Source organism: Nonomuraea rubra, assembly GCF_014207985.1.
Lineage (GTDB): Bacteria > Actinomycetota > Actinomycetes > Streptosporangiales > Streptosporangiaceae > Nonomuraea > Nonomuraea rubra.
Map to the genome: position 1 here is coordinate 6,852,220 of NZ_JACHMI010000001.1, position 11,994 is coordinate 6,864,213.

The 11,994-nt window shown below is 74.2% G+C and carries 10 protein-coding genes and 1 pseudogene; 6 read left to right on the plus strand and 5 right to left on the minus strand.

The genetic code is table 11. The features are described from left to right. Window positions 1–115 precede the first annotated feature (115 nt). On the plus strand, window positions 116–1,345 hold the full coding sequence (locus tag HD593_RS31275) for an isochorismate synthase (RefSeq protein WP_185105570.1): 1,230 nt from the start codon (window positions 116–118) through the stop codon (window positions 1,343–1,345). A gap of 15 nt (window positions 1,346–1,360) precedes the next feature. Here the strand turns inward: HD593_RS31275 and HD593_RS31280 are convergent, their stop codons facing one another. Next, window positions 1,361–1,981 carry a YigZ family protein gene (locus tag HD593_RS31280; protein ID WP_185105571.1) on the minus strand — a complete coding sequence of 207 codons (621 nt, stop codon included), beginning with the start codon at window positions 1,979–1,981 and terminating at the stop codon, window positions 1,361–1,363. Window positions 1,982–2,061: 80 nt separating this feature from the next. Between HD593_RS31280 and HD593_RS31285 the strand changes: the two genes are divergently transcribed. From HD593_RS31285 to HD593_RS31295, 3 genes are all read left to right on the plus strand, one after another. Then, window positions 2,062–2,442 carry a hypothetical protein gene (locus tag HD593_RS31285; protein ID WP_185105572.1) on the plus strand — a complete coding sequence of 127 codons (381 nt, stop codon included), beginning with the start codon at window positions 2,062–2,064 and terminating at the stop codon, window positions 2,440–2,442. An 85-nt stretch (window positions 2,443–2,527) separates the two neighbouring features. Next, complete coding sequence (locus tag HD593_RS31290) at window positions 2,528–4,579, plus strand: hydantoinase/oxoprolinase family protein (RefSeq protein ID WP_185105573.1); 2,052 nt, start codon at window positions 2,528–2,530, stop codon at window positions 4,577–4,579. Continuing rightward, complete coding sequence (locus HD593_RS31295; RefSeq protein WP_185105574.1) at window positions 4,576–6,204, plus strand: hydantoinase B/oxoprolinase family protein; 1,629 nt, start codon at window positions 4,576–4,578, stop codon at window positions 6,202–6,204. The genes HD593_RS31290 and HD593_RS31295 overlap by 4 nt, the downstream gene beginning before the upstream one ends. A 162-nt stretch (window positions 6,205–6,366) precedes the next feature. Here the strand turns inward: HD593_RS31295 and HD593_RS31300 are convergent. Beyond that, window positions 6,367–6,897 (minus strand): annotated as a pseudogene (locus HD593_RS31300) (MFS transporter); the annotation flags it as partial. Beyond that, a complete protein-coding gene (locus tag HD593_RS31305) occupies window positions 6,894–7,466 on the minus strand; it encodes an ArsR/SmtB family transcription factor (protein ID WP_185105575.1) in 573 nt (190 codons plus the stop codon). The gene HD593_RS31305 and the pseudogene HD593_RS31300, both read right to left, overlap by 4 nt. 109 nt (window positions 7,467–7,575) lie before the next feature. On the opposite strand from HD593_RS31305, the gene HD593_RS31310 reads away from it, so the two are divergent. Then, on the plus strand, window positions 7,576–8,202 hold the full coding sequence (locus tag HD593_RS31310) for a helix-turn-helix transcriptional regulator (RefSeq protein WP_312903835.1): 627 nt from the start codon (window positions 7,576–7,578) through the stop codon (window positions 8,200–8,202). Continuing rightward, entirely contained in the window at window positions 8,199–9,329 is a 1,131-nt protein-coding gene (locus HD593_RS31315) for an aminotransferase class I/II-fold pyridoxal phosphate-dependent enzyme (protein WP_185105577.1), read from the plus strand. The genes HD593_RS31310 and HD593_RS31315 overlap by 4 nt, the downstream gene beginning before the upstream one ends. Here the strand turns inward: HD593_RS31315 and HD593_RS31320 are convergent. Then, on the minus strand, window positions 9,324–10,175 hold the full coding sequence (locus HD593_RS31320; protein WP_379478796.1) for a metallophosphoesterase family protein: 852 nt from the start codon (window positions 10,173–10,175) through the stop codon (window positions 9,324–9,326). The two genes, HD593_RS31315 and HD593_RS31320, sit on opposite strands and share 6 nt — an antisense overlap. 48 nt (window positions 10,176–10,223) lie before the next feature. Next, entirely contained in the window at window positions 10,224–11,903 is a 1,680-nt protein-coding gene (locus tag HD593_RS63655; protein ID WP_185105578.1) for a PucR family transcriptional regulator, read from the minus strand. Between the last annotated feature and the right edge of the window lie 91 nt (window positions 11,904–11,994).

Sequence of the window (11,994 nt, forward strand, 5' to 3'; positions counted from 1 at the left end):
TAGGGTCCGTCCCAATACTCCTTGGCATCCGGTTTTTTCTGGGTTCTTTGCCCGTAACCGCGCATTCCCGGGGGTCCGAGTCGAACGTGTTCAGTTCCCGCATAGAGTGTCTTGGGTGAGTGTCGCGCTCGGAACAACCCGCCCGCTGCCGGTTCGCACCACCCTTGTTGGCGACCCCGGTGACCTGCTGGCTTCCCTCCCCCGTACGGCCCCTTACGCGTGGATCAGGAACGGCGAGGGCCTCGTCGGCTGGGGAGAGGCGGCCCGGGTGGCCGTGCCGCCGGGGCCCGGCAGGTTCGCCTGGGCCCGCCAGTGGCTGGCCACCGTGCTCGGGGACGCGCAGGTGCACGACGACGTTCGCACCCCCGGCTCCGGCGCGGTCGCCTTCGGCAGCTTCACCTTCGACGAGGACGCCCACGGCTCCGTCCTCGTGGTCCCGCGGGCCGTGCTCGCCCGCCGCGACGGCCACGCCTGGCTCACCACGGTCGGCGACGCGCCGCTGGAGACGTTCACCCCGGTGCGCGAGCCGGGCCGGATCAGCTACGGCGACGGCAGCCTGACCGCGCCCGAGTGGGAGCACGTCGTGGCGCGTGCCGCGCGGCGCATCCGCGAGGGCGAGCTGGAGAAGGTGGTGCTGGCCCGCGACCTGGTCGCCACCGCCGAGCGGCCGATCGACGTGCGGCTGCTGCTGTCCAGGCTGGCCGCCCGCTACCCCGAGTGCTACACGTTCTCGGTGGCGGGGCTGGTCGGCGCCACGCCCGAGCTGCTGATCCGGCGCACGGGGCAGGAGATCGAGTCGCTGGTGCTGGCCGGCACGACCGCGCGCGGCACCAGCGCCGCCGACGACCTGGCGCGCGGGGCGGCGCTGTTCGCCTCGGCGAAGGACCGGCACGAGCACGAGTGCGCGATCGCCTCCGTGCGCCAGACGCTGTCGCCGCTGTGCTCCTCGCTGACCACGCCCGACGAGCCCGAGCTGCTCATGCTGCCGAACGTGCAGCACCTGGCCAGCCACGTCACCGGCCGGTTGGCCGACGGGGCGTCGGTGCTGGACGTGGTGGCGGCCATGCACCCGACGGCGGCCGTCGGCGGCACCCCGACGAAGACGGCCATCCAGGTCATCCGCGAGCTGGAGGGCATGGACCGCGCCGGCTACGCCGGCCCGGTGGGCTGGATCGACGCCAACGGCGACGGCGAGTGGGGCATCGCGCTGCGGTCCGGTCAGGTGCAGGGGCGGCGGGCCCGGCTGTTCGCGGGCGGCGGCATCATGGGCGACTCCGACCCGGCGGCCGAGCTGGCCGAGGCGCAGGCGAAGTTCCGCGTCATGCAGTACGCCCTGGAGGGCTGAGGCGGAGAGGACCACTCAGGCCGGCACGTGGAGGTCGTCGCCGAGCTCCACGCGGGCCCGGCCGGCCGTCAGCGTGGCCACCCAGTCGGCGAACGCGGGCACCTCGTCGTCGCCCACCGCGACGGCGAACGTGACCTCGCCCGCGTACGTCACCTCCCGCACGGCGTGGCGGGAGGCCCGCAGGTCGTTCTCCACCCGCCCGGCCTGGTCGTGCGCGACCGCCACGCGCACCAGCTTGGCCGGGACCATGCGCACGGGCTCGGCCCGGTCGAGCGTCTCGGTGACCGCGGAGCCGTAGGCGCGCACCAGCCCGCCCGCGCCCAGCAGGGTGCCGCCGAAGTAGCGCGTCACCACCGCCACCACGTCGCTGAACCCCCTGCCGACCAGCGCCTGGACCATAGGCGTGCCCGCCGTGCCGCCGGGCTCGCCGTCGTCGTCGCCCTTCTGGATGCGCTCGCCGATCACGTACGCGGTGCAGTTGTGGGTGGCGGCGGGATGCTCGCGGCGGCGCCCGGCGATGAAGGCGGCGGCCTCCTCGACGGTGCGCGCCGGGGCCAGGGCGCAGATGAAGCGCGAGCGCCGCGCCTCCGTCTCGTGCTCGACGACGGTCTTCAGGGTGAGGTACGGGGCAGGCACAGTCGCAAGGGTATGCCCTCGCCGCAGGAACTAAGGGAGCTACCATCTCGTCATTCCATAAGGACCTATAGGAGGGTCTCATGGACACTGCGGACGACGTCATGCCCTTCGTGACGGCGGCGATCGACGCCTACGGCACCGGCGTGCTGGCCAAGACCGGCGAGCTGGCCGCGGACACGGAGGTGGCCCGCGGCTCGCGCATCCTGCAGCGGGTCTTCGGGCGGGGAGACGCGCGGGCCCACCGGGTGATCGGCCGGGTGGCCGGCGCCAAACCGGACGACGAGTCCGGCCGGGCCGCGTTGCGGAGCGCGATCATCGAGGAGTTCCTGGCGGACCCGCTGCTGCGGCGGGAGGTGGCCGCGATGCTCACCCGGGTGCCCTCGACCGGCGACCTGCCGGTGGCGGTCGCGGGCCACAACAGCGGGGTGATCGTCACCGGTGACGGCAGCCCGGTCGGCTGACCCCCTGCGGGATGCACTGCCGCTCGCCGCGGGATGTGCGACCCGCACACAGGGACGGGCGCCGGGCCCTCGTACCGTTCACCGCATGAGCTATCGCGTCGCCATGGACATCGGCGGCACCTTCACCGACGTCGTCTGCTACGACGAGCGGTCGGGTGCCGTCACGGCCTCGAAGGCGCCCACCACTCCGGGCGATCTGGCCGAGGGCGTGTTCGCCGCGCTCGGCCGGGTCGTGGACGATCCGGCGGGCATCTCGTTCTTCGTGCACGGCACCACCCAGGGGCTCAACGCGCTGCTGGAGCGCAAGGGCGCCCGGGTGCTGCTGCTGGCGAGCCGGGATGGCCGTGACGTCTACCAGATCGCCAGGGGCAACCGGGACCGGATGTTCGACCTGCGTTACCGCAAACCGGAGCCGCTGGTGCCGCGCCAGGACGTCATGGAGGCCGGCGGCCGGCTCGACTACCGGGGCCGGGAGCTGGAGCCGCTGGACGAGGAGTCGGTGCGGGCGGCTGCGCGGCGGGCGCGGGCCGAGGGGTTCGACGCCGTGGCGGTGTGCCTGCTGTTCTCCTACGCCGACCCGGCGCACGAGGTCAGGGCGGGCGAGATCCTGCGGGCCGAGCTGGGCGAGGACGTGCTGGTGGTGCTCTCGCACGAGGTGGCGCGGGAGTGGCGCGAGTACGAGCGCACGTCGTCGGCCGTGCTGGAGGCGTACACCGGGCCGGTGGTGCGCCGGTACCTGGCCGGGGTCGAGCGGCGCTTCGCCGAGCGCGGGCTGGGCGTGCCGGTGCACGTGATGCAGTCGTCGGGCGGGCTGGTCAACGCCTCGTACGCGATGCGCCACCCGCTGCAGACGCTGCTGTCGGGGCCGGTGGGCGGGACGATGGGCGGGGTGGCCGCGTCCCGGCTGCGGGGACGCGGGCTCGGCGCCGACGGGGCACGCTCGCGGAACGTGATCTGCGTGGACATGGGCGGCACCTCGTTCGACGTGTCGCTGGTCGTGGACGGGCGCCCGGACGTCAACAGCGAGGCGCGCATCGAGGGCTACCCGGTGCTGATGCCGATCGTGAACCTGCACACGATCGGCGCCGGCGGCGGCTCCCTCGCCTACGCCGAGGCGGGCGCGCTGCGGGTCGGCCCCGAGTCGGCCGGCGCGGTGCCGGGGCCCGCCTGCTACGGCAGGGGCGGCGCGCGGCCGACCGTCACCGACGCGAACGTGGTGCTCGGGCGGGTGGATCCGGCGTGGTTCGCGGGCGGGCTGATGACGCTGGACGTGGAGGCCGCCGGGGTCGCGGTCGCGGAGCTGGCCGGGGAGCTGCGGCTGGATCCGCTGGCGCTGGCCGAGGGCATCTGCGACGTGGCCAACGCCAAGATGGCGCAGGCGATCCGTACGCTGACCGTGGAGCACGGGGTGGAGCCGCGGGAGTTCGCGCTGCTGGCGTTCGGGGGCGCGGGGGCGATGCACGCGGCGTTCATCGCGCGCGAGCTGGGGATCTCCGAGGTAGTGGTGCCGCGCTTCCCGGGGGCGTTCTCGGCGTGGGGGATGCTGGAGGCGGAGGTGCGCAGGGATCTGACGCATCCGTACTTCCGGCCGCAGGACACGCTCGACGGCCCCGACATGTCCGGGAATCTCGTGACCTTGGAGCGGGAGGCGCTCGACGCGCTCGCCGGGCAGGGCGTCCCGGAGGAGCGGCGGCGGGTGGAGCACGCCGTGGACATGCGCTACGAGGGCCAGGACTACACGCTCACCGTCCCGCTGCGCGACGCCGCCGAGCCGGCCGAGCCGGAGTTCCTGGCGGAGATCGCGGCCCGCTACGCCGAGGCGCACACCGCGCGCTACGGGCACGCCACCCCGGAGGCGCCGGTGGAGTTCGTCACGCTGCGCAGCACCGGGTTCGGCACGTTCCCGCGCACCGCCGCCCCGGCCGTCGCCGCCTCCGGGCAGGAGCCTCCGGACGTACGGGATGTGATCTTCGACGGCGCGGTGCACCGCACCCCCGTGCTGCGCCGCGCCGGCCTGGACGGCGAGCTGGCCGGGCCCGCGATCGTGGTGGAGGAGACCGCGACCACGGTCATCCCGCCCGGCTGCCTGGCCACCGTGGACGACAACGGCTTCCTCATCCTGAAAGTGAACACGTGATCGACCCCGTCACCACCGAGATCATCCGCTGCGCGCTGCTGCAGGCGGCGGAGGACATGAACACCACCCTCATCCGCAGCTCCTACACCCCCGTCATCTACGAGGCCAAGGACTGCGCGGTCGCGCTGCTCGACCGCGACCACAACGTGCTCGGCCAGTCGTCCGGCCTGCCGATCTTCCTGGGCAACCTGGAGGTGTGCACCCGCGAGACCGAGCGCCTGTACGGGCGGGAGGTCTGGCAGGAGGGCGACGTGTGGGTGCTCAACGACTCCTACATCGGCGGCACCCACCTCAACGACGTCACCGTCTACGGGCCGATCTTCGCCGGCGGGGAGCTGGCCGGGTTCGCCGCGTCGCGGGCGCACTGGCTGGACGTCGGCTCCAAGGACCCCGGCGGCTCCATGGACTCCACCTCGATCTTCCAGGAGGGCCTGCGGCTGGGCCCGGTGAAGGTGTACGCGGGCGGCGAGCCCTGCCGCGACCTGCACGAGGTCATCTCCCGCAACGTACGCTTCCCGCACGCCACGCTCGGCGACCTGCGGGCCCAGGTGAGCTGCGCGATGACCGGCCAGCGGCGGCTGAAGGAGATCGTCGGCCGGTGGGGGCTGGAGACGGTGCTGGCGGCCCGCGACGAGATCTTCGCCCAGACCGAGCGCATGGAGCGGGCGGCCATCGCGGCCATCCCCGACGGGGTGTACGAGGCGTCGGGCTTCCTCGACAACGACGGCATCGACCTGGCCACGCCGCTGCCGGTGAACGTGACGGTCACGGTGTCGGGCGAGAGCGTGCACGTGGACCTGACCGACTGCGCCGACCAGGCGCTCGGCCCGGTCAACTGCGGCGCGGCGCAGGCGGTGGCGGCCGTGCGGGTCGGCTACAAGCTGCTGGTCTCCGGCGGCGTGCCGCTGAACGGGGGCTCGTTCCGGCCGCTGTCGGTGGAGACCAGGCCGGGCTCGATGCTGGCCGCCGAGTCGCCGGCCGCCTGCCAGTACTACTACTCGCACCTGGGGCTGCTCATCGACCTCGTGGTCAAGGCCCTGGCGGAGGCGATGCCGGACAAGGCGGCCGCGGCCTCGTACGGGGACTCGATGATCGTGCAGTTCACCGGGACTGACCCGCGCACCGGCAAGCTGTACGTCTCCCAGGAGGCCACGGTCGGCGGCTGGGGCGCGTGGGAGGGCGGCGACGGCGAGAGCTGCCTGATCAACAACGTCAACGGGTCGCTGCGGGACATGCCGATCGAGGTGCTGGAGACGCTGTTCCCGGTCCGCGTCACCCGCTACGAGATCCGCCCGGACACCGGCGGCGCCGGCCGGTGGCGCGGCGGGAACGGCGTGGTGCGGGAGTACGAGTTCCGCGGCGACACGTCGCTGTCGCTGTGGTTCGAACGGTCGGTCACCCCCGCGTGGGGGCTGGCGGGCGGCCTCGCGGGCGCTCCCCCGCGCGTCACGCTCAACCCGGGGACCGCCGAGGAGCGGGAGATGCTCAAGGCCAACGCGCTGCCCGTGCGGGCGGGGGACGTGCTGCGCTGCGAGTCGGGCGGTGGCGGCGGCTACGGGCCGCCCGGCCTGCGCGCACCGGAGGCGACGGCGGCCGACCTCGCCCAGGGCCTGATCACCCGCTGACCCCGCCCCGGCCTGCCGCGGCCCCGGTCCATCTCCCGCCATTCCGGGTGCAGGCCGGTCAGCCCGGTGACCAGGGCGTAGGTGGCGCCGCAGGCCAGCCCCCTCCGCCGGCGCACTCCGGCCCAGGCCGCGCGGCAGCGCCCAGGCCACGATCAGCGAGCCCAGCGCGAAGCAGCCGGCACTCACCCCCAGGCTCGCCATCGGCCCCAGCGCCACGACGATCACGCCCCCGGCCGCGGGGCCCGCCGTCTGGGCCAGCCGTTCGGTGACGCCCATGAGACCGGTGGCCCGTTCCAGCGGCACCCGCCCGCGCTCGGCCGCCTCCGGAATCATGATCTCCTTGGCCAGGTCGCCAGGCCCGCGGGCCGCGCCGATCACCGCGACGAGCGGGACGAGCGCGCCCAGCGGCAGCGCCCCGAGCGCGTGCAGCAGGACGACCGCGCCGGCCGCCGCCGCGCTCACCACGTCGGCGGCCCAGGAGACGCGCCGCGGCCCCACCCGGTCGAGCATCGGCCCGGCCAGCGCCTTGACCAGCACGTACGGCGCCATCTCGGCGAACGCCACCATCCCCGTGTGCACCGCGCTCCCGGTGCTCACGTACACGAACCAGGGCAGCGCGATGGCCGACACCCGCGTCCCTGTCAGCGCGACGGTGATGGCCGCCAGCACCCCTGCCAAGGACCGCGCTCTCATGCCGGTTCCGGCAGGACCTGGGTGATGAGCGAGACCCGCTCCGCGTCCTCGGGAGCCTGCGCGCCGGGCTCGTCCCGCCGGTATCGGCCGATCACCTCGCCCAGCTCCTCCCGCAGCCGCCGGCCCTCCTCCGGGGTCAGGCGCAGCGCGTACGAGCTGAGGTCCAGCACGTTGCGCCACTCCTTCGGCATGGTCGGCATCTCGTTCACCGCCTGCTGGGTGCGCAGGTTGTACAGGGCGGCGATGGACTGCATGTACGCCAGCACCGCCTCCGGCTCGCGCTCGGCCAGCTCCTCGCCGGTCAGCCGGGTGACGCGGTGCACCGAGCGCCACCACCGCTCCCGCGCGTTGCCGCGCTCGGCGTCCTCCTCGACGAACCCGGCCGCGCCGAGCCTGCGCAGGTGGTAGCTGGCCGTTCCCGAGTTCACCCCCAGGCGTTCGGCCAGGCGGGTGGCGGTGGACGGGCCGTGCTTGCGGAGCAGGTCCACGAGCTGCACGCGTACGGGGTGGGCCAGGGCCCGCAGGCCCTTCGCATCGAGGACGACGACGGACTTGTCGGATTCGATCACGTTCTGAGCCTAGACCGCAAACAGTTCTTCGCAAAGACTTGTTCGCGAAGAACTGTTTGCAATCCATCGGATTGGATGAAACGTCCGATCTGGACATATGATCCGATGCGTGACGCAGACAGACCCGCGCGTGCGGATGTGGTCGCCGGTGTGCGCGGCGATCGCCAAGCTGCTGGCCCCGCACGCCGAAGTGGTGCTGCACGACACCGCCACCGACCGCGTCCTGGCCGTCTGGAACTCCCTGACCAGGCGCGGCACCGGCGACCCGTCGATGCTCGGCGAGCTGGACCGGCTCGACCCCGCCGACGACGGCGTCCACGGCCCGTACGAGAAACTGCTGCCCGACGGGCGGCGCCTGTCCTCGGTCAGCGCCGTGCTGCGCGACGACGGCGGCGAGCCGTCGGCCGTGCTCTGCGTGAACCTCGACCGCACCCCGCTCGACCAGGCGGCGGCGCTGCTGGCCGCGTTCGCCGCGCCGACCGCGCCGCGCCCCGAGGCCCTGTTCGAGCAGGACTGGACGGAGCGGGTGCACCAGGTCGTCGGCGCCTACGTCCGCGAGCACGGGCGCGCCGCCGAGCGCCTGACCCGCGACGACCGCCTCGCCGTGCTGGCCGAGCTCGACGCGGCCGGGGTGTTCGCGGTCCGCCGCGCCGTCCCCGTCGTCGCGGCCGCGCTGAAGACGTCCCGATCCACCCTGTACGCGCTGCTCGCCGACCTCAGAAGGAGCCGACCATGAGCCGACTGCCCGACTTCCGGCTGGAGGTCTACTTCTCCCGCTGGGAGTTCACCGCACGGCACCACCTGACCGCCTCCGACGCCCAGACCATGACCATGGGCGAGCTGCTCGCCCTCGCCGGCCCCGAGGACCTGCACGCCTGGGAGACGCTCACCCTCGGCTACACCGAGACCTACGGCGACCCCGAGCTGCGCCAGGCCATCGCGAGCACGTACGAGCGGGCGGGCGCCGACGACGTGATCTGCTTCGCCGGCGCCGAGGAGGCCCTCTACCTCGCCATGCAGGTCCTGCTCGGCCCCGGCGACCACGCCGTCGTGATCACCCCCGGCTACCAGGCCGCCGAGACCGTGCCCCTGTCGCTGTGCGAGGTCACCGGCGTCCCCCTCGCCCCCGGGAGCGGCTGGGCGCTCGACCTCGACGCCGTCGAGGCGGCCATCCGCCCCGAGACCCGCGTGGTGTCCGTCAACTTCCCCAACAACCCCACCGGCGCGCTCATCCCCGCCGCCGACCTCGCCCGCCTGGCCGCGATGTGCGAGGAGCGCGGCATCCACCTGTTCAGCGACGAGGTCTACCGCGGGCTGGAGCTCGACCCCGCCCGCACGCTGCCGCAGGCCGCCGACCTGTCACCCACCGCCCTGTCGCTGAACGTCACCTCCAAGTCGCTCGGCCTGCCCGGCCTGCGGATCGGCTGGATCGCCTGCCGCGACCGCGAGCTGCGCTCCCGCCTCGAACGCGCCAAGCACTACACCACCATCTGCAACTCCGCGCCCAGCGAGGTGCTCGCCCGGGTCGCGATCAAGGCCAGGGACCGGATCCTGGAGCGCAACCGCGGCATCATCGCCGCGAACCTGCCCCGCTTCGAGGCGTTCTTCGCCGAGTTCGGCGACCTGTTCGAGTGGCGGGTGCCCGACGGCGGCTGCGTGGCCTTCCCCCGCTACCTCGGGCGCGACGGCGTCGAGGCGTTCTGCACCGGGCTGGTCGAGCGGGCCGGCGTGCTGCTGCTGCCCGCGAGCATCTACCGGTCGCAGCTCACGGACACGCCCGCCGACCGGTTCAGGATCGGCGTGGGCCGCGCCGACCCCGAGCCCGCACTGAACGCCTTCGCCGCCTACCTGAAGGGGCTATGACTGCGGCAGGACGTCGCGCAGCAGGCGGCGGTTACCCGGGCGCGGCTTCCACTCCCTCGGGTAACCCAGCGAGACCTCCTCGAAGCGCACCCCGTCGTACCAGGTGACGCGCGGGATGTGCAGGTGACCGTAGATCATGGCGGCCGTGCGGTGACGGCGGTGCCAGTCGCGCGTGGCCGTGGTGCCGCACCACTGCGCGAACTGCGGATAACGCAGGACGTCCGTCGGCTCGCGCACCAGCGGATAGTGGTTGACGAACACCAGCGGCACGTCGTCGTCCAGCTCGGCCAGCCGCCTGCTGGTCAGAGCCACGCGGGCGGCACACCAGGCCTCCCGCGTCGGGTACGGGTCGGGGTGCAGGACGTACTCGTCGGTGCAGACCACGCCCGTGCTGTGGGCGTAGGTCAGGGCGCTCTCCTTGGTGTGGTGGCCCGGCGGCAGGAACGTGTAGTCGTACAGGAGGAACAGCGGCACGATCCGCACCGGCCCGCCCGCGCCCTCCCACAGCGGATACTCGTCCTCCGGGGTGACGATGCCCAGCTCCCTGCAAGTCCGCACCAGGTGCTCGTAGCGCGCCACCCCGCGCAGCTCGGGCGGCTCGCCCGGCACGGTCCACAGCTCGTGGTTGCCCGGCACCCACACGACCCGCTCGAACCGGCTGGCCAGCAGGCTCAGCGCCCACGTGATGCCCTCCAGCCGCTCCCCCACGTCACCCGCCACCAGCAGCCAGTCGCCGGGCGTCACGGGTTTCAGCTCCGCCACGATGGCCTCGTTCTCCGGATAGCCGACGTGCAGGTCGCTGACGGCCAGCAACCTGCTCGCGCCTGACAGCTCCGCCTCCGCCAACGGGATCTCCTTTCGGGGGGTGCCGTAACGAGCATGCCATGCGGGTTCTCAGCGCAACATCACGTGGCAGGCGAGCTGCAGGGCCAGGCGGGTGGCGGCGTCGTCCAGGTCGAAGCCGGCGGACTTGATCCGGTCCAGGCGGGTGGTGATGGTGTTGCGGTGCACGCCCAGCCGCTCGGCCGCCTTCAGCGCGCCGCCCTCGTCCAGGACCGCGCCCAGCGTCTCCAGCAGCGTGCCGTCCCTGTCGATCAGCAGCAGCGGGCGCAGCACGACGGCCGCCGGCGCCCGCAGCGCTCCCGTCGGGAGCGCCCCGAGCAGCTCCGCCGGGCCGATCAGGTCGGCCCGCTGCACCATGCCCGCGCCCGCCACGTAGGCCGCCGCCTCCGCTCCCAGCAGCGACTCCGCCAGCACGTCCAGCCCGTCCACCTGGCCGCCCACTCCCCCGGCGCACAACCACGGCATGCTCCGCAGCACCTGGCGGACGCCTCCGGCCAGCTCGGACGGGTCCAGCGCGGACCAGCCCGCCCAGCCCTCGCCCCTGGTCATGACGGGGACCTGGCCGAGGGTCGCGGTGATGAGCGTGTAGGCGAGCTGGGCGTCGCCCGGCTCGGTCAGCGGGCGGATCCGGTACGCCGTCAGCGGGCCCCTGACCGGCCAGCCGAGCGCGATCACGGCCGCCCGCACGCTGTCCCCCACCGCCGTCTCGGCCTCACGCCCGGCCTCGGACTCGGGGCCGGCCTCGGCGCTGGGCGCGGCGCTGGGCCCTCCGCTGGGCGCGGCGCTGGGCCTTGCGCTCGGCGCAGCACTGGAAGCGGCGCTGGGGCCTGCGCTCGGCGCAGCACTGGAAGCGGCGCTCGGCTCCGCGCTGGGCGCAGCACTGGGCCCGGCACTGGGCCCGGCACTGGGCCCGGCACTCGGCTCGGGCTCGGGCTCGGTGAGCACGCGTTCGGCGAGTGACGCCTGCAGGGCGAACGCGCGGGAGGCCCGCAGGCGCTCCCGCGCGGCCCACGCCGTCAGCGGCGCCACCGCCAGCCCCAGCACGGTACGCACCACCGCCGGCCAGCCGGGCGACCGCGACGACCCGGCGGCCACCAGCGTCCCCAGCACCTCGCCGCCCTCGTCGGGCACCACCGCCTCGGCCGACCACCGGCCCCGCCCGCCGGCCACGTCGCCGACGGCGTCGCGCCGGCCGGCGAGGAGCAGGCCGTACCGGTCGAGGAAGGCGACGGAAGCGCCCGGCAGCTCCGCGTTCAGCACGCCGAGCACCCGCCGCGCCGACGCGCCCGCCTCGGCCAGCCGGGTGGCGCAGCGGGCCACGAGCTGCGTACGGGCCGCGTCCGGACGGGAGGCCGCCGACGCGACCCGCACCGCGACGATCAGCGGATCCTCGTCCACGAAGATCAAAGTCACGCCGAGCCGCTCCGCCAGCATCTCCCCCGAGCCCTCGCTCAGCCCGCCCGCCGGCGCGATCACGCACGCCGCCGCCTGCTCCCACGCCCGGCGCATGGCCATCTCCACCGCCCAGCCCCCGCTGGCCGCCGTGCCGATCAGCACCACGGCCGTGTGCGGCGCGACCGTGGCGAACACCGACGGCTCGTCCACGATCCGCACCCCGCGTACGGGGTTCTCGCCCGCGCCGTACATCCGCGCCCCGGCCAGCGGCCCCGCGTTGACCAGCTCCGCCACCGTGACCGGCGCCTCCCACCCCGGCTCCCGCACCCCGCTCATCGCCACCCCCCTCCCCCGAGCCCCCGCACCCGGCCCACCACACGAGCCGGGCCATGACCCACCGCACGAGCCCGGACGTGGCCCACCGCAC

Excerpts from the sequence above, each read along its gene's own strand:
- HD593_RS31285 (WP_185105572.1), top strand. The coding sequence starts at position 2,062 with ATGGACACTGCGGACGACGTCATGCCCTTCGTGACGGCGGCGATCGAC.
- HD593_RS31290 (WP_185105573.1), top strand. The coding sequence starts at position 2,528 with ATGAGCTATCGCGTCGCCATGGACATCGGCGGCACCTTCACCGACGTC.
- HD593_RS31315 (WP_185105577.1), top strand. The coding sequence starts at position 8,199 with ATGAGCCGACTGCCCGACTTCCGGCTGGAGGTCTACTTCTCCCGCTGG.
- HD593_RS63655 (WP_185105578.1), bottom strand. The coding sequence starts at position 11,903 with ATGAGCGGGGTGCGGGAGCCGGGGTGGGAGGCGCCGGTCACGGTGGCG.